Below are 17,016 nucleotides of genomic sequence, written 5' to 3'. Positions count from 1 at the left end.
GGCGCCGCCGGGCGTTCTACCCGGCCGGGCAGGCCGCCGGAGTGGGCCCGGTGCCGAGGCGTTCCGGGCCGGCGGGCACCGCGGGCTCGAGGGAGGTGGTCGGGGAGTCGAAGGCCAAGGTCGCGGAGAAGGCCTTCCGGCCGTTCTGGGTGCCGGTCACCAGGAGCCGGGAACCGCCCTGCGCGTCCGGCGGCCCGGGCGCGACGTCGACCCAGCAGGGCATGTCGAACTCGACGTACCGCAGGAAGGCGGTGTCGAGGGAGGCGAGTCGCGCGTGTCCCGGTGCCGAGGCGTGCACGGCCTGGACCACTGCTTCGAGCAGCACTATGCCCGGCACGTGGTCGTGCGGGTGGTCGAAGAGCACGGAGTTGGAGGTGTCCGTGCGCAGTTGGTAGTGGTGCGCCTTGGAGGTGCACGCGATGACGACGTCCCCCGGGTGGGTGCGGTCGACCAGCGCCGGAGTGACGGGCCGTGCCGGCGGGAGCGCTGCGGCGAAGGACTGCTGTGCGTCGGCGTACGTCCCGCGCAGGCGGTCGTAGATGACGGGCGGGTGGGTGGCGTACCCGATCTCGGCGCAGCCCAGGACCTCGCCGCCGCAGGTGGCCTCGATGCGGGCGGTGAGCCGGACCGAGCCGAGCCGGCGCCGGGTGACGCCGCTGTGCCTGACGCGCAGTTCCACATCGGTGGGCGCCCGGCGCTCCCGGAAGGCCGCCGGGGCGAAGGTGCAGCGGGCGGAGTCCCGTCCGAGGCGGTGGTCGAGGGGTATCTCCTGGGCCGTGTGCGACAGGACCGCGAGTGCCTGCCGGACGGCCTCGACGAAGAGCAGCGGGCTGGTGGCTCCGCTGCGGAGCGTGTAGAAGGTGTGGGAACGCGGCCAGCCGAGAGCGACGACATGGGTCTGCGGGGACTCCTCGCGCCAGTCCCGGACGAAGACCTCTCCGGGGCTCGCCTTGCGGGCGAGCCGCTGAAGATCGCTGGTGCGTAAGTCGGTGTGTGCGCTGCTGTGCATTGCGTCCTCCCCCTTGGGACGTCGGCGAGCAGAGGGGCCTGTCACCACGAGATCCGGAGTCGATCAGGTGTTCCAGTGAGCCCTGGGTAAAGATAAAGGTTGCAATTTTCTTTATTGAGGGATGGGTGGAGTCATGGCAGGTCGAGTGATCAGGCAGGAGCGGGCCGTACAGACGAGGGCCGCGCTGCTGCGAGCCGCAGCCGAGGTGTTCGCGGAGTCCGGCTATGCCGGAGCGAACGTGTCGGCGATCGCGGAACGGGCCGGCCTCACGCTGGGCGCCCTGTACTTCCACTTCCGCAACAAGGGGCAGCTCGCCCGCGAGATCGTGCTCTCCCAGCCGGACCTCGTGGTGCCCCCGCACCCCTGCCGTGGACTGCAGCACGCCGTCGACGTGACCCTCACCTGGGCGTACCAGCTGCTCGACGACCCGCTGCTGCTCGCCGGGGCGCGGCTGGTGATGGAACAGGAGCACTTCGCCGGGCCCTCGCAGAACTCCCACCAGCAGTGGACGCGTTTGGTCTCCGAGGACCTGCACGAGGCGAAGCGGCGGCGGGAGCTGCGGGCGGGAGTCGATGTGGAGGCGCTGGCCCGGCTGGTGGTCAACGCGTGCACGGGGGCGCAGATGCATTCCCATCTGGAGACCCGGCGCCGGGACCTGCCGGGCCGGGTGGAGGAGATGTGGCGGTGCCTGCTTCCGGCGATCGCGGTGCCGAGCGCCGTGAAGGGACTGCGGTTCGGCGCGTCCCGGGCGAAGGGCGTGTGACGGACCGGGCACCGCCTTGGGCTCGGCCTTGGGCTCCGTCTTGGGCTCCGCCCGGCGGCACCCTTACGGTCTGGACGTCATGTGATCGTCAAGGCGAGAGGGGAACACCGTGGTGGAGTCCGCGCGGGGCCTGCTCCGGGGCAAGACCGTCATGGTCACCGGAGCGTCCAGTGGCATAGGTGAGGCCGCGGCTCGGCTGTTCGCGGCCCAGGGGGCGGCGGTGACCGTGATGGCGCGGCGCGAGGACAGGCTGCACGCGCTGGCGGAGGACATCTCGGCCGCCGGCGGCAGTGCCCTGGTGACGGCCGGGGACGTGACGTCGCCGGCGGACGTGCGGCGGGCCGTGACCGCGGCGGTCGCGATGTACGGCCGGCTCGATGCGGCCTTCAACAACGCGGGTTGGGGGAGTGTCGGTTCACCGCTGCACGAGACGGACGACGCCGTCTTCGAGCAGATCATGGACGTGAACGTGCGGGGTGTGTGGAACTGCCTCAAGGAGCAGGTCCCGGTCATGCTGCGGCAGGGGGCGGGGTCGATCGTCAACACGTCGAGCACGGCGGGGTCGTTCGCGACCGGTGCCATCGCCCCGTACGTGGCGGCCAAGCACGCGGTGCTCGGTCTCACCAGGGCCGCGGCCGCCGAGTACGGCGACCGCGGCATCCGCGTCAACGCGCTGATGGTCGGCAGCACGCGCACCGAGTTGATGGAGACGGCGATGGAGCAGGTTCCCCGGCTGGAGCAGGCGGCCGTCGCGCGGGCCGTCCAGCACCGTCTCGCCGACCCGGGGGAAGTGGCCGAGGCGGCGCTCTGGCTCTGCAGCGATCACGCCTCGTTCGTCACGGGGGCCGGGGTGCCCGTGGACGGAGGATGCAGCGCCGTGTGAGAACCGCGGGGCTGGGGCGGCCGCCCGGGGCCGCACCCGGCCTGGGCCGTCTGAGGCAGGATCTGCCGCCAGATGCGGGCCAGCAGGGCCGAGTTGCCCTGCTGGCCGCCGTGGCCGGCAGGGCCGGCAGGGCTGCCGGGGCCGGCGGGGCGGGGGAGGGTCGCCTCGGTCCCGCAGACCAGCAGCACCGCCAGGGCCGCGAGCGCGGCCGAGTCCCCGACCGGGCTCCCCTCCGCGTCGGCCGCCGCCCGCAGGCACTCGTGGATCACCGGTGCCCAGACACCCTGCCACCCGTGCCCGGCATCGGCGGCCTCGCGGTCCAACCGCGCCGCGGCCCGCACCGATGCGTCCTTCTCCAGGAGTTCCACCAGGCCGAGCGTGAGCGACACGGCGCACTGCACCGGAGGTTCCCCGCGCGCACCGGTGCGGGCCACGAGGGCGCGGGTCGCGGCGCACCCCTGTTCGCTGACGGCCGTCGACAACTCCTGCTTGGAGGAGAAGTGGAAAGTCAGCGCCCCGAGGGAGATTCCCGCGGCCCGCGCGATGCCGGCGAGTGACGCTCCCGCGTAACCGAGGCGGTCGAACTCCTCCGCGGCAGCCCTCAGCAGGGCGCGACGGGTGCGACTGGCTCTCTCCTGCCTCATCGTCCCCTCTCCCCGGAGCTTCGCAGACGCAATGCCGCTGGTGGTGACCGCCCCGCCAGATTAGCCCTGTTCGTGAACTCCGGAGGGTTCCAAAACAAAAAAATTACCATGTTATTGTTAGTCGGGTCGGCAATCGTCGAGCCGGCTGAGGGGGGGGACGGCGACATGGACCTGAGGGTGCTCGGAGGACTGGCGGCGCACGAGGGGGGAGTGCCGATCTCGCCGTCCGCGGTCCTGCCCAGGCAGGTGCTCGCCCTGCTGGCGGCATCCGCCGACCGCGTCGTACCCACGTGCGCCATCGCCGAGGAACTGTGGCCGCAGGGGGCGCCCGCGCACGCCGAACAGGCGATGGAATCCCATACCCGTCAGCTGCGTGCCGACATCGGCGCGGCGTTGCAGGCGGCCGGCAGCGACCGGTCGGCCGAGGACGTGCTGGTCCGGGTGCCCGGTGCGTACCGGCTGGACACCGGCGGCGGCTCCAGCGACGCCAGGGCGTTCGAGCGGACGGCCGGAGCGGGCTACCGGGCGCTGGAGGCAGGAGACCTGCACCTGGCGGGCCGCCGGCTGCGTGAGGCGGTGGACCTGTGGACGGCGGCCCCGTTCACGGAGTCGCCAAGGGACCGCACCTGCGCTCCCACGCGGTGCTGCTCCCCCACTCCTGGCAGCGCGCCGTCGACCGGTGGATCGAGGCGGACTTCCGGCTCGGACGCCGGCGCGAACTCTGCGCGGACCTCGCCGGGGTGCTCGCCCGGTTCCACTCACCGGCGCCGCTCTACACCCAGCTGAAGGCGGATCTGGACCACGACGGCCAGGACCCCGAGGTGATCAGGCGGTATCTGCGTCGACGCCGCGGCTCCCCGGCGCTCACCGCCCGCCGGGGCGTGCCGGACAGGGTGGCACCGCGGACCCCGCGCGGCGGCGACCTGGCCCGCAGCGCCGCGCCCCCACCCGGACTCCCGCGACTCCAGAGGATCTGACCGGCGGGTGGGCCCTCCGCGCCGGCCCCGCCCGCGCGACGTGACGGACCGGCCGGTGCCGCCTGCGGAAGCGGTGACGGCACGGTCCCGGGCACCGCCGCACGCCGGGCCCGCGGCGGCCGAACGGGCGCTCGGCGCACGCCCGGAAGAGGGGTTTGACTGGCGAATCCGGCTCTGCCTAGTTTCGACGGAGCCGCGCAGCCGACGGGGGGCAGGGCATGGTGGACGGAGCGGACACACATCGCCTCGACCTGCTCACCGTGCTCAGACTCCTCGCCGAGGAGGCGCCGCTGGAGAGCTACGAGGAACTCCTGCTGCGCGCCGGCCAGGAATGCTCCGCCGCCGAGCGGCTCCGCCTCGAACAGGCCGTCAGACTGGCCTACGTCATACACGCCTCCCAGGACCGGCACCGCCAGCGCGAGGACGCGCTCGCCGAACTCGTGGACACCGCCAGCGACATGATCCGCCCGTACGGCCCGGACGAGCTGCTGTACGTCATCACCCGGCGGGTCAAACGGATCGTCAACGCGGACCTCGCGTGCATCGGCCTGCGCGAGGACGACGGCAGCCTGTGCACCGCCGCGGGCTGCGCGAGGCGGTGCAGCCGCGACCGGCGCGCGGGGGACGGACCAGCGTCCCCTTCCACTTCGCGGGGATGTTCGACCTCGACCTCGCCGAGGTGAGCGCGGAGGGCCCCGTCATCGCCGGCAGCCCCCAGGCCTACGCCGAGCACGTCTTCGCCGAGCGGGCCGGCGGACTGGGCGCGAGGATCCTGCGCGGCCAGGAGTGCACCGCCGTCCACGACGAGCGCGTCCGCGTGGACCTCCGGAGCGCGGACGGGACCCGCAGCCACGTCACCGCACGGTGGGTGGTCGGCTGCGACGGGGTGCGCAGCGCCGTCCGCCGCCCGCCTGCCCGGTGCCGTCAGGCGGGCTCCGCGGGTGCGGGCCCCAGGGCGCGGATCGCGGCGTCGATCGCGGCGGTCAGACGCTCGATGTCGTGGCCGGCGCGCTCCCTCACCCGCAGGCCGAGGACCGTGGTGAACAGCAGCTCCACCGCGGCGTCGATGTCGAGGTCGGCGGACAGCTCGCCGCGGTCGCGGCCCCCGGCCAGTGCGGAGCGCAGGTCCTGCCGGGTGACCTCGAAGGCGGCCTCGGTCCGCCGGCTGACCTTCTCGTCGGCGGTGCCGAGTTCGGTGGCGGTGTTGACCACGAAGCACCCGCTGCCGGGCTTGCCGCCGGCCGGGCAGCCGACCAGCCACAGCATCCATTCCCGCAGTGCCTCCCGCACGGGGCGGTCCGCCGCGTTCAGATGCTGCCGGGCCTCGGCCGACTCGGTGGCCCGGTAGTGGTCGAGGGCGCGCAGGAACAGCGTGTGCTTGTCCGTGAACGTCCGGTAGAGGCTGCTGGGCGTGAGCTTCAGCTCGTCTCCCAGGTCGCGCACCGAGGTGGCGTGGTAACCGCGTCGCCAGAACAGCTCGGTCGCCGACGTGACCGCTTCCGTTTCGTCGAACTGTCGAGGGCGTGCCATGAGTTCACCTTACCCGACTTGCGGAGCGATCGCTCCCATACTAGTGTCGACCGTATGGGAGCGATCGCTCCCAAATTATTGGGGAGGCTCCCTTGACGACCGCAGAACAGAACCCCGCCCAGGCACTGGAACCAGAGGTCCCGGAGAGAAGCCGCTGGATGGCGGTCTCCGCGGTGGCCCTGGGAACCTTCCTGCTGGTGACCGCCGAGCAGCTGCCGATCGGTCTGCTGACCTCGGTGGGTTCCGCGCTGTCGGTCTCCGAGGGGACGGCGGGGCTGATGGTGACGGTGCCCAGCATCGTCGCCGCGTTCGCGGCACCCCTGGTTCCGATGCTCGTCGGAGCGATGGACCGGCGCATCCTGCTGCTCCTGCTGATGGCCCTGATGACCATCTCCAACCTGGCCACGGCCATGGCACCGAACTTCGCCGTCCTGGTGGGCTCCCGGGTCCTGGTCGGTATCGCGATCGGCGGCTTCTGGGCCGTCGCCAGCGGCCTGGCCGTCCGGCTCGTCGCCCCCGCGGACGTGCCGCGAGCCACCGCGGTCATCTTCGGCGGCGTCGGAGCCGCGAACGTCTTCGGCGTCCCGATCGGCACCCTGGTCGGCGACCTCACCGGCTGGCGCGTCGCCTTCTCCTCGCTGAGCGCCCTGGCGCTGGTCACGCTCATCGCCCTGCTCGCCGTGCTGCCGGGCCTGGCCGCCTCGCAGGCCATCCGGCCGAAGCTGCTGATGGAGCAGCTCCGCAACCCGGGTGTGCGCATCGGCATCATCGCGACGGTGCTCATCGTGTTCGGCCACTTCGCCGCCTACACGTTCGTGAGCCCCGCACTGCAGAGGCTGTCGGGGATCGACGAGCGCTACGTCGGTCCGCTGCTGTTCGGGTTCGGTGTGGCCGGCATGATCGGCAACTTCGTCGCCGGCGCCGCGCTCTCCCGCCGGGTGCACCGCAGCGTGCTGACCATCTCCATCGCTCTCGCGGTCGCGATGCCGCTGTTCCTGCTGCTGGGCCGGACCGTGGTCGGCGGCGTCGTCCTGCTGATCGTCTGGGGCCTGGCCTACGGCGGTGCCTCCGTGGGCCTCCAGACCTGGATGATCAAGTCCGCCCCGAAGGCGGTGGAAGCGGCCTCCTCGCTGTGGGTGGCGGTGTTCAACCTCTCCATCGGCCTCGGCGCGCTGGTCGGCGGCGTCATCGTCGACACGCTCACCCTCCAGGGCGTGCTGTGGCTCGGCGGCGCCTGCGCCCTGCTCGCCGCCCTGGCGATCTGGACCGCCCGCACCAACGACGCCCTGCGCTGACCGCGCCTCTCGCCGGGCCCCTCACCGGGGACGCGGGTCCGGCCGGGGCCGGAGCGCCGGGGACGCGGGTCCGGTGCGGCGCCGGCCGGCTGTCCCGCCGCACCGGCGGTGGCACACCGGCCGCGCCGCACCGTGCCGTGCCGAACTCCGCGAACTCCGCGAACTCCGCGAACTCCGCGAACTCCGCGAACTCCGCGAACTCCGCGAACTCCGCGAGCGGCGCAGCGGCCCGCCGAAGCCCCGCCGCACGGAGCCCACAAGCGGCAAGTCCAGGACCGGTTCGCGTACTTCAGCAGCTTCACGGCAGCCGAGAAGGGCAGCCCGGGCGCCCTGATCCGCGACGAGGCGTAACGCATCCGGGAGACCCGGGCCGACCGCCGTACGCGCGCCGAGCACCGTACCGGCCCGGTCTTCGAGCGCTCCACTGCCGACGCGGACGGGGACCGCCTGATCCGCGACACCTCCAAGGTGCCGCGAACCGGGGCAGGGTGGGCGCGGTCGTCTACCCGACGGGCCAGGAGACGCGGGAGAGGCTGCGAGAGGCTGCGAGGGTCGTGTCCCGCGTCGTGGTGTAGCCGATCACGGTCCGTCGGCTCCGCTTCGGAGCCGTCCGGTACGTGCCGCTGCGGTCCGTCGTGCGATCACCGCTGGTCCCGGCTCGGCGAGCCCCAACAGGGCCGCCGGCGACGGCGATTCGGGCCGCGACCTGCGGATTCCGCCAGCTTGATCGGCTACACCACTCGGCGGGACGCCATCGCTGCGAGAGCCGGCGGGCGGACCGGCACGGGAGGCCGTCCCGGTCCGACGGGGCGGTTCCACGCGGTCGTGTGCCGTCCGGAGCCGATCCGTCCCTCTCGATAACCCCCTCTCCGCCCGCGGACACTGACTAGGATCTGAACTCTGGGTCCGGCCATGGGGAACGGCGGCCCTTGCGGGGCGCGAGGAGCGGGGACAGGCATGCGGGAAGGCCGGTGGGTCACGGTCACCGAATCCGAGTTCGATCACGAACGCCGTGGCCTGGACGCGATCCGGGAGAAGCTGCCGGACTCCGACCCCTGGCGGGCCTGGTCGAACTTCACCTTCACCGCCAACACCGGTCATGTGCGTGAGGTGGACCTGCTGGTCGTCGCTCCCGGCGGCGTCTGCATGGTCGAACTGAAGGACTGGCACGGCTCGGTCACGTCCGAGAACGGCACCTGGGTGCAGACGACTCCCGGTGGCCGCCGCCGTACGCACGGCAACCCGCTGCACCTGGTCAACCGCAAGGCCAAGGAGCTGGCCGGCCTGCTCGCGCTGCCCGGCGGCAAGCGGGTCTGGGTCGCCGAGGCCGTCTGCTTCACGGACAGCGGCCTCCGGATACGGCTGCCCGCCCACGACCGGAACGGCGTCCACACCGTCCACCAGCTGGTCGAGATGCTGGGGCAGCCTCCGCGTGACGAGCGGCGCCGCATCACCGCGATCGGCTCGCGCGAGATCGAGGCGGCCCTCAAGAGCATCGGCATCCGCAAGAGCGACGCGCAGTACAAGGTCGGCCCGTACGAGCTGGAGCGGAAGTCCTTCGACTCCGGGCCCACCTGGGCGGACTACCTCGCCCGCCACAGCGACCTACCCGAGGCCGCCCGCGTCCGCATCTACCTCAGCGAGCGCGGCTCCGACGCCTCCCTGCGCCAGTCCGTCGAGAACGCCGCCCGGCGCGAAGCCGCGGTGCTGGGCCGGTTCAAGCACCCGGGCGTGGTCGAGCTCAAGCAGTACTTCCCCTCCGGGCACGCCGCCGGCCCCGCGCTGATCTTCGACTACCACCCGGACACCCTGAAGCTTGACGAGTACCTGGTCCAGTACGGCGGGAAGCTGGACATCCTCGGCCGGATGGCGCTGGTCCGCCAGCTCGCCGAGACCATGCGTTCCGCCCACTCCAGCCGTATCCACCACCGGGCGCTCGCCGCCCGCTCCGTGCTCGTCGTCCCCCGGCCGCGAGGCCGGAAGGGCAGGGCGGTGGGGGAGGAGGCCGCCTGGCTCACCCCGCAGCTCCAGATCTCCGACTGGCAGATCGCCACCCGGCGCGGCGGCGACTCCTCCCAGGGCCTCAGCCAGGGCCAGGGCATGACCCGCTTGGCGCCGACCGCGCTGTCGGCCCAGCACCTGGCCGACGACGCCGACGCCTACCTCGCCCCGGAACTGACCGCCGTCAGGCCCGACCCGGTCCACCTCGACGTGTACGGGCTCGGCGTCCTCACCTATCTGCTGGTCACCGGCAAGGCGCCGGCCGCCGGCCAGGCCGAGCTGCTGGCGCGGCTCGAGGCGGGAGAGGGCCTGCGCCCCAGCTCCCTGGTGGACGGCCTGTCGGAGGATGTGGACTTCCTGGTGCAGGCCGCCACCGCCTACCGCCCCGGCCAGCGGCTGTCGAGTGTCGACGAGTTCCTGGAGCTGCTGGAAGTCGTCGAGGACTCCCTCACCGCCCCGGCCCCGGCGGCCACCGGTACGGAAGGGCCGGGCGACGAGGACGACGACACCGCCGCCGGCAGGGACCCGCTGGAGGCCGTCGCCGGTGATGTGCTCGCCGACCGGTGGGAGATCCGCCGCCGCCTCGGCACCGGCTCCACCAGCCGCGCCTTCCTCGTCCGCGACCTGCGGGCCGAGACCCGCAGGACCCGCCCGCTGGCCGTGCTGAAGGTCGCCCTCTCCGACAGCCGCAGCGAGATCCTGGCTCGCGAGGCCGAGGCCATGGGGCGCCTGCGCCCCCACTCCGGCATCATCCGCCTCGTCGAACCCGAGCCGCTGCACATCGGCGGCCGTACCGTCCTGGCGCTGGAGTACGTCGGCGACGAGCGCGACGACGACGGCCGGCCCGGAGAGGGCACCGAGGGCGGCGGACGTCCGCGCCGCCGCGAGGAGACCGTCGCCCGCCAGCTCCGCGAGAACGGCCGCCTCCAGGTGGACCAGCTGGAGGCGTACGGCGACTACCTCTTCGGAGCCGTCGACTTCCTGGAGGGCGAGGGCGTCTGGCACCGCGACATCAAGCCCGACAACATCGCCATCCGCATCCGCCCCAACCGCACCCGCGAACTCGTCCTCATCGACTTCTCCCTCGCCGGCTACCCGGCGAGGAGCACCAGCGCGGGTACCGACGGCTACCTCGACCCCTTCGTGGACGTCATCACCCGCGGCTCGTACGACTCGCACGCCGAGCGGTACGCCGTCGCCGTGACCCTGCACCAGATGGCCTCCGGCGAGCTGCCCAGGTGGGGCGACGGCAGTGTCCCGCCGCGCATGACCGACGCGAAGGAGTGGCCGTACCCGACCATCGCGGCCGAGGCCTTCGACCCGGCCGTACGGGACGGGCTGGTCGCCTTCTTCCAGAAGGCCCTGCACCGCGACGCCGGCAGGCGGTTCCCCGAGCTGAAGCCGATGCGGGACGCCTGGCGCAAGGTCTTCCTCGACGCCTCGCGGACCGTCCCGTCCAGCCACCGTTCCCGCCCCCCGGCCGCTACGGCCGCGGAGGAGGGGACACCGGCCGAGGGCGCCGCCGCCGCGATCGCCGACGCCGAGCCGGAGACCGCCGAGCAGCAGCGCGACCGCCTCGCCGCCGAGGTCACCCGTGACACCCCGCTGAGCGTCTCCGGTCTGACGCCCGCCGCCCAGTCCTTCCTCTACGCACTGGGCATCACCACGGTCGGCGAGCTGCTCGACTACAGCCGCCGCAAGCTCGTCAACGCCCCCGGGCTGGGCGCCAGGACCCGCAACGAGGTCCAGCAGCGGCAGCGCGAGTGGGGCGAGCGGCTGCGCGGGATCCCCGTCTCGCCGCTGACACCGAAAGGCCGGGCGGAGGCCAGGGAGGAGCTGGAGCAGCTCACCGCGGCAGAGTCGGCCCTCGTCGGGGAACTCGCCTCTGGCGCCTCGGCGGGCGCGCTGTCGCCCCGCATGCTCCGCTCCGTCAGCCTCGACACCCTCGCCACCGTCTTCGTACCCGCCGTCAACAACAACGGTTCCAACCGCAACAAGGCGGAGATGGTGCGGCTGCTGCTGCGCCTGCCCGACGAGCACGGCGCGCTGCCCGGCATCGGGGTCTGGCCGAAGCAGAAGGACGTCGCTGAGGGCCTCGGGCTGAGCCACGGCCGTATCCCGCAGCTGCTCAAGGACGAGCGCAAGCGCTGGAAGGCGGAGCCCGCCGTCCGGGCACTGCGCGAGGAGATAGTCGACCTGCTGCTGGGCATGGGCCGGGTCGCCTCCGCGGTGGAGATCGCGGACGCCCTGGCGGTCCGGCGCGGCACCCACCTCGCGGGGCGCGAGCAGCGGCGCGCGATGGCGCTGGCGGCCGTACGCGCCGTGGTCGAGGTCGAGCAACTGCTGCCGCAGGAAGCCGAGTTCCAGCACCAGCCCAACCGCAGGGCGACCGACGAGTCCCTCGGCGCCGGCCTGCTCGCCCTCGACGTCCGCGAGAACGACGGCCCGGACACCCCCACCGCGCCGGGCCTGCTGGAGTACGCGACCCGCCTCGGCAGGACCGCCGACCGGCTCGCCAGGCTGGACACCCTGCCGACGGCGGCGACCGTCCTCGCCGAGCTGGGCGCGCTGACGGTGCCCCCGGGCGCGGTCGACTGGGACGAGCGGCGCATGGTGGAGCTGGCGGCCGCCGCCTCCGTGAACGCCGCCGCCACACCCCGACTGGAGATATACCCGCGCGACCTGCCGCTGGTACGGGCCCTGCGCCTCACCCAGGCGGGGCTCGTCCGCTGGATCCCGGGCATGCCTGAGGGCCTGCAACCGGGCCTGACCGCCGAGGCCGTCCACGAGCGGGTCCGCGCCCGCTTCCCGGAGATGATCGTCCCCGACGGGCGCGGCGGCACGACCCAGGACCTGCCGACGGGCGGCCCGCTCACCAAGGCGTTACGCGACGCCGGCTTCGAACTGTCGCTCAGCATGCACGAACGCGAGGGCGTGCTGCGCTATCTCCCGACGCGGGTGGACGACGCGTCCAGCTGTCTGACGACGGGTGCGTGGCGGCAGTCGACGCGTACGGGCGCGGTGACGCGGTACGCCGACGACCCGCAACTCGCGGGCGCGGTCCGCGCGGAGGAACGGCTCCTCGCCTCGGCCCGGCGGGACGGCTACCGGGTGCTGACGGTCGGGCAGCGCTCGGTGCGGGAGGCGGTGGCCGGGCTGGCCGGCGAACGGCTGGGCGCGGAAGCGGTCTCGGTCACCGCCCTGTTCCTTCAGGCCCTGCACGCGCAGATCACGCCGGGCACCAAGCCCACCTGGGAGACCCTGCTCAGGGCGGACGCCGCCGAGCCGGGCTCCAAGGGCGCGGTGCGGTTCGCGGAGTACGCGCGCACGGCATGGGGCGCGGTGGAGCCCCGGATCGCGGAGCTGCTGGGCGACGGCGGTGGGCGCGGGACCGGTCCCGGGACGGGCCCCGTGGGCCCCGTACTGCTGACGGAGGCCGGGGTGTTCGCCCGCTACGACGCGATGGGCGTCCTGCACCGCCTGGCGTCGGCGGCCCGGCGCGGCGGGCGGGGCCTGTGGCTCCTCGTCCCCCAGCCCGACCCCGCGCGCGAGCCCCGCCTCGGGCAGGTGGCCGTGCCGTACCAGGCCGGCCTGGGGGAGTGGATTCAGCTTCCGGACACCTGGGTGGGCAACGCCCATCGCGGATCCGGCGAGGTTGTGACGAGTGCTGGTGCTGGTGCTGGTGCTGGTGCCGGTGTGGGCGGGGGAGACGTCGAGTGATCGACCGCAAGGCTCTGTTAGGCGACCTGAAGCAGCAGGTCAAGACGGTTGAGGCAGACCTCGGGCGCCAGGTGGGGGCACTGTCCGATGTCGGCGCGAGGCTGCGCGCCGAGTACGACCGGGCGCGCAAGCTGGGTCGCACGGCGGCGACATGGACCTCGTGGCTGGACGAGCGGGTCACACAGGTCGCGGTGGCGTGGGTGCTGGGAAGCGTCTTCGTGCGGTTCTGCGAGGACAACCGGCTCATCCCGGAGCCGTACCTGACGGGCCCGGACGGCGACCGGCGGGAGCTGGCGGAGTCCCGGTACGACGCGTATGTGGAGACCGACGAGGACCCGACGTACCGGGGCTGGCTGGAGCAGGCGTTCGAGGAACTGGGGCAGGGGCAGGCGGGCCGGCTGCTCTTCGACAAGCGGCACAACCCGCTGTACCAGGTGCCGCTCTCGCACGACGGCGCACGGGACCTGGTCGAGTTCTGGCGGGGGAGGGACGAGACGGGCGTCCTCGTCCACGACTTCACCGACCCGCTGAACGAGGACGGTACGGAGGGCTGGGACACGCGGTTCCTGGGGGACCTGTACCAGGACCTGAGCGAGGCCGCCCGGAAGACGTATGCGCTGCTCCAGACGCCGGAGTTCGTGGAGGAGTTCATCCTCGACCGGACGATGAACCCGGCGGTGCGGGAGTTCGGGTACGAGGAACTGAAGATGATCGACCCTACGTGTGGGTCGGGGCACTTCGTGCTGGGGGCGTTCCGGCGGCTGGTGCGGCTGTGGGGGGAGGGGCAGCCGGGGAAGGACGTGCATGAGCGGGTAGCGGCTGCGCTGGACTCGGTGCACGGGGTGGATATCAACCCGTTCGCGGTGGCTATTGCGCGGTTCCGGTTGTTGGTGGCGGCTATGGCGGCGAGTGGGGTGCGGACGCTGGGGGAGGCGGCGAGGTACGAGTGGCCGGTTCATCTGGCGGTGGGGGACTCGCTCATCAAGGCTCGGGGCTCGCAGCAGGGCAACCTCTTCGGTGAGGCGGAAGAGGACTTGGCTGACGAGTTGACCGAGTTCAAATACGCCACAGAGGACGTGCACGAGTATCCGGAGATCTTGCGTCCGGGGCGGTATCACGTGGTGGTGGGTAACCCGCCCTACATCACGGTGAAGGACAAGAAGCTCAACGAGCTGTACCGAGAGCTGTATCCGGCGTGTGCGGGTAAGTACGCGCTGTCGGTGCCCTTCGCGCAGCGGTTCTTTGAGCTGGCCCAGCGTGGAGATGCTGAGGGGCGCGGCTACGGCTTGGTCGGGCAGATCACCGCGAACTCCTTCATGAAAAGGGAGTTCGGGACGAAGCTCATCGAGGGGTACTTCGGGCATGCCGTTGAACTGACTGAGGTCATAGACACCTCGGGAGCCTACATTCCAGGGCACGGGACTCCGACCGTCATTCTCGTGGGCAGGCAGCGAGGCGGCGACGGGCGAACGCCGGTAATCCGAACTGTTCGCAGTGTGCAGGGTGAGCCGTCCGCGCCGGACAACGCAGAGGAGGGGCTGGTCTGGCGGGCGATCGTCGAGCAGATTGACAGGCCCGGTTCGGTGAGTCAGTGGGTATCAGTGGATGACCTCGAGAGGGTTAAGCACTTCGGGCGTCAGCCGTGGATTCTGGCTGATGGCGGACTCGAGATGGTCGAGCGGCTCAACGTAGCTTGCATAGCCGAGCTTTCGTCCTTGGCCAGTCGACTTGGAGTCTTCGGCATGACAAATGCTGACGACATCATGTTGACAACTCGGGCAGCCTGGGTGCGGCGTGGGGGAGAGGAAGACTTCGGTAAGGACTTGGTGCTTGGTGACGAATTACGGGACTGGAGGCGGGATGGCGATACGTACAGCTTCTTTCCATACACCGACAACTTGATACTTCGCGAGCTGCCCCAGGGGTCGCGGGCATACATGTGGTTGTGGCCGGGACGAACTGCTATGGGGAATCGCGCCACCTTCTCTAAGGGAACATATTTCACAGATGGTCGCCGATGGTACGAATGGCATCAGACCACTCCAAGCCCCGGCGCCCATCCTTGGACAATCACCTTTTCGTTTGTCGCCACGCATAACCACTTCGTGCTGGACCGAGGTGGGAAGGTGTTCAAGCAATCCGCGCCAGTGATCAAGTTACGGGAGGGGGCGAGCGAGGAGGAGCATCTGCAATTGCTTGGGCTGCTCAACAGCTCTACGGCTGGGTTCTGGCTCCGGCAGGTCAGCCATGATAAGGGGCGGCCTGGTGCGGACGGGGCAGGAGCCGATGAACCGTGGGAGCACCGCTTCGAGTTCACGGGAACCAAGCTGGAGGAATTCCCGATTCCTTCCGAGTTTCCGTCGAGGCTAGGAACTGCTCTTGACGGTCTTGCACAGGAGCTAGTCATGACTAGCCCCTCCTCTGTCGCTTCCCGCAAGAATGCGCCTACTGCGAGTTCGCTACGCGAGGGGCGCGAGAAGTGGGAGACTATCCGCGGCCGCATGATTGCAACACAAGAGGAACTGGATTGGCAGGTCTACGCTCTCTACGGTCTTCTTGAGCAGGAGATCATTGCGTCCGCCGAGGATGTTCCTTTGGTTTCCCCTGCCGAACGAGCATTCGCGATCGTGCTTGCCCGCAAATGGGAACGTGGTGAGGTCAGTACCTCATGGTTTGGGCATCACAACCACAAGTTTGAGCCCATCACCGAAATCCCGGCCCACTGGCCCGCTTCCTACCGCGAAGTCGTCCAGAAGCGGATCGACGCCATCGAGTCGAACCGAGCCATCGGCATGGTCGAGCGCCCCGAGTACAAGCGCCGTTGGGCTACCGAGGGTTGGGACGCGCTCCAGGAGAAGGCCCTGCGGTCCTGGCTGCTCGACCGGATGGAGAACCGCGACTACTGGTTCGACGAGAACGGTCAGCCCAGCATCCTCACCCTGGCCAGGCTCACCGACGCCCTCTCCCGTGACGAGGACTTCGTCTCCGTCGCCAAGCTCTACGCGCCCCGCAAGGAACTCGCGAAGGTCGTCGCCGAGCTGATCACCGACGAGCATGTGCCGTTCCTCTCCGCCCTGCGCTACAAGCCCTCCGGCCTCAAGAAGCGCGCTGACTGGGAAGAGGTGTGGGACCTCCAGCGCAAGGAGGACGCCGCCCCCGACGAGTCTTCCAAGCAGAAGATCCGGGACTCCATCCCCGTGCCGCCCAAGTACACCTCGGCCGACTTCCTCCGCCCCTCCTACTGGAAGGCGCGCGGCAAGCTCGACGTGCCCAAGGAGCGGTTCATCTCCTACGGGCAGACCAACGCCGCCACCCCCGAGCTGTGCGGGTGGGCCGGCTGGGACCACCGGGAGCAGGCGCAGGCGCTCGCCACGTACTTCACCAACACCGTGCTGTCCACCGAGGAGATCACGCCGTTCCTCGCCGGCCTGCTGGAACTCCAGCCGTGGCTGGGCCAGTGGCACGACGAGTTCGACATGCTCTACAGCGGTTCCCCGGCGGACTTCTTCGCCGGTTACCGCCACCAGAAGCAGGGCGAGCACGGACTCACCGACAACGATCTCCGTGGCTGGCGTCCTCCGGCCGCGCCCCGGGGCCGTCGCGCAGCAGTGAAGCAGTAGCCAGCAGGAGATCGACGTCCGTCGGATCAGGGGCCACCCGCTGCGTGACCGGGTGGCCGTGTTGCCGTGCGCGCAGCTCCGCCCACACGGTCTTCCCCGGGGCCGCCAGACGCGGGCTGACACCCCAGTCGTCCGCGAGAGCGGCGACGAGGTGGAGGCCCCGGCCGGACTCGGATGATGGGTCGGGGGTCGGGGGAGTCGACGGGGGCTGCTTCTCGGCTCGGGTGTCGGTCACCTCGATGCGGAAGGTGCCCTCAGCCAGGGTGAGTCGAACGCGGAAGTCCCGCCCGGGGACGTGGCCGTGCCGCACGGCGTTGGCGGTGAGTTCTGCCGTGATGAGAGTGAGTGTCTCGTTGACCGGGGTCGTGTAGGGGTGCCCCCAGTCGTCCATGCGGTGTGAGACGAGCCGGCGGGCGAGGCGGGCACCGCGAGGCGTCGAGGTGAAGCGCATGGTGAACTCGCGTTCAGACGGTGGGCGCTGCGGGTTGTGCCCGTTCGGGGGAGTTGCTGACTTCATGGGGTCGACGGTGGCGGAGTCTGCGGAGTGTTGACCAGGGTTGATGCCCACTCGGAT

Annotated in this window: 11 protein-coding genes and 2 pseudogenes; 9 read left to right on the top strand and 4 right to left on the bottom strand. The window is 71.3% G+C overall.

Features of this window, described 5'->3' with window-relative positions; all coding sequences use genetic code 11:
• Window positions 1-16: 16 nt before the first annotated feature.
• On the bottom strand, window positions 17-1,009 hold the full coding sequence (locus DDQ41_RS04315; protein ID WP_109293278.1) for a ScbA/BarX family gamma-butyrolactone biosynthesis protein: 993 nt from the start codon (window positions 1,007-1,009) through the stop codon (window positions 17-19).
• Window positions 1,010-1,142: 133 nt separating this feature from the next.
• Here DDQ41_RS04315 and DDQ41_RS04310 point away from each other — a divergent pair, with 133 nt between their 5' ends.
• On the top strand, window positions 1,143-1,772 hold the full coding sequence (locus tag DDQ41_RS04310; RefSeq protein ID WP_109293277.1) for a ScbR family autoregulator-binding transcription factor: 630 nt from the start codon (window positions 1,143-1,145) through the stop codon (window positions 1,770-1,772).
• 151 nt (window positions 1,773-1,923) lie between these two features.
• Window positions 1,924-2,655: an SDR family NAD(P)-dependent oxidoreductase gene (locus DDQ41_RS04305; RefSeq protein ID WP_245991568.1), complete on the top strand. Its 732-nt coding sequence runs from the start codon at window positions 1,924-1,926 to the stop codon at window positions 2,653-2,655.
• On the opposite strand, the gene DDQ41_RS04300 is transcribed toward DDQ41_RS04305, so the two are convergent.
• Window positions 2,595-3,299, bottom strand: coding sequence for a TetR/AcrR family transcriptional regulator (locus tag DDQ41_RS04300; protein ID WP_109293276.1), 705 nt, complete (start codon window positions 3,297-3,299; stop codon window positions 2,595-2,597). The two genes, DDQ41_RS04305 and DDQ41_RS04300, sit on opposite strands and share 61 nt — an antisense overlap.
• A 108-nt stretch (window positions 3,300-3,407) precedes the next feature.
• Between DDQ41_RS04300 and DDQ41_RS32975 the strand changes: the two are divergent.
• The 4 genes and pseudogenes from DDQ41_RS32975 to DDQ41_RS32220 form a co-directional block, all read left to right on the top strand.
• A pseudogene (locus DDQ41_RS32975) lies at window positions 3,408-3,878 on the top strand (AfsR/SARP family transcriptional regulator); the annotation flags it as partial.
• 5 nt (window positions 3,879-3,883) lie between these two features.
• Entirely contained in the window at window positions 3,884-4,276 is a 393-nt protein-coding gene (locus DDQ41_RS32230) for a hypothetical protein (protein ID WP_262508349.1), read from the top strand.
• A gap of 218 nt (window positions 4,277-4,494) precedes the next feature.
• Window positions 4,495-4,959 carry a hypothetical protein gene (locus DDQ41_RS32225; protein ID WP_262508348.1) on the top strand — a complete coding sequence of 155 codons (465 nt, stop codon included), beginning with the start codon at window positions 4,495-4,497 and terminating at the stop codon, window positions 4,957-4,959.
• A pseudogene (locus DDQ41_RS32220) lies at window positions 4,932-5,123 on the top strand (polyketide oxidase); the annotation flags it as partial. The gene DDQ41_RS32225 and the pseudogene DDQ41_RS32220, both read left to right, overlap by 28 nt.
• Window positions 5,124-5,200: 77 nt before the next feature.
• Here the strand turns inward: DDQ41_RS32220 and DDQ41_RS04275 are convergent.
• A complete protein-coding gene (locus tag DDQ41_RS04275; RefSeq protein ID WP_109293273.1) occupies window positions 5,201-5,806 on the bottom strand; it encodes a TetR/AcrR family transcriptional regulator in 606 nt (201 codons plus the stop codon).
• Window positions 5,807-5,898: 92 nt separating this feature from the next.
• Here DDQ41_RS04275 and DDQ41_RS04270 point away from each other — a divergent pair, with 92 nt between their 5' ends.
• From DDQ41_RS04270 to pglX, 3 genes are all read left to right on the top strand, one after another.
• Window positions 5,899-7,101, top strand: a complete 1,203-nt coding sequence (locus DDQ41_RS04270; RefSeq protein ID WP_109293272.1) for an MFS transporter — start codon at window positions 5,899-5,901, stop codon at window positions 7,099-7,101.
• 957 nt (window positions 7,102-8,058) lie between these two features.
• Window positions 8,059-12,822 (top strand): BREX system serine/threonine kinase PglW, encoded by a 4,764-nt coding sequence (pglW, locus tag DDQ41_RS04260; protein WP_109293270.1) that lies wholly within the window; start codon window positions 8,059-8,061, stop codon window positions 12,820-12,822.
• On the top strand, window positions 12,819-16,442 hold the full coding sequence (gene pglX, locus DDQ41_RS04255; RefSeq protein ID WP_109293269.1) for a BREX-2 system adenine-specific DNA-methyltransferase PglX: 3,624 nt from the start codon (window positions 12,819-12,821) through the stop codon (window positions 16,440-16,442). Before pglW ends, pglX begins: the two co-directional genes overlap by 4 nt.
• Here pglX and DDQ41_RS04250 read toward each other — a convergent pair.
• Window positions 16,369-16,959, bottom strand: coding sequence for an ATP-binding protein (locus DDQ41_RS04250; protein WP_109297526.1), 591 nt, complete (start codon window positions 16,957-16,959; stop codon window positions 16,369-16,371). The two genes, pglX and DDQ41_RS04250, sit on opposite strands and share 74 nt — an antisense overlap.
• Window positions 16,960-17,016: the final 57 nt, after the last annotated feature.

Source organism: Streptomyces spongiicola (assembly GCF_003122365.1).
Classification (GTDB): domain Bacteria; phylum Actinomycetota; class Actinomycetes; order Streptomycetales; family Streptomycetaceae; genus Streptomyces; species Streptomyces spongiicola.
Note: the sequence above shows the minus strand (reverse complement) of the source record. Positions and strands in the feature narration are given on the sequence as shown.

Excerpts from the sequence above, each read along its gene's own strand:
- DDQ41_RS04315 (WP_109293278.1), bottom strand. The coding sequence starts at position 1,009 with ATGCACAGCAGCGCACACACCGACTTACGCACCAGCGATCTTCAGCGG.
- DDQ41_RS04310 (WP_109293277.1), top strand. The coding sequence starts at position 1,143 with ATGGCAGGTCGAGTGATCAGGCAGGAGCGGGCCGTACAGACGAGGGCC.
- DDQ41_RS04305 (WP_245991568.1), top strand. The coding sequence starts at position 1,924 with ATGGTCACCGGAGCGTCCAGTGGCATAGGTGAGGCCGCGGCTCGGCTG.
- DDQ41_RS04300 (WP_109293276.1), bottom strand. The coding sequence starts at position 3,299 with ATGAGGCAGGAGAGAGCCAGTCGCACCCGTCGCGCCCTGCTGAGGGCT.
- DDQ41_RS32225 (WP_262508348.1), top strand. The coding sequence starts at position 4,495 with ATGGTGGACGGAGCGGACACACATCGCCTCGACCTGCTCACCGTGCTC.
- DDQ41_RS04275 (WP_109293273.1), bottom strand. The coding sequence starts at position 5,806 with ATGGCACGCCCTCGACAGTTCGACGAAACGGAAGCGGTCACGTCGGCG.
- pglW (WP_109293270.1), top strand. The coding sequence starts at position 8,059 with ATGCGGGAAGGCCGGTGGGTCACGGTCACCGAATCCGAGTTCGATCAC.
- DDQ41_RS04250 (WP_109297526.1), bottom strand. The coding sequence starts at position 16,959 with ATGAAGTCAGCAACTCCCCCGAACGGGCACAACCCGCAGCGCCCACCG.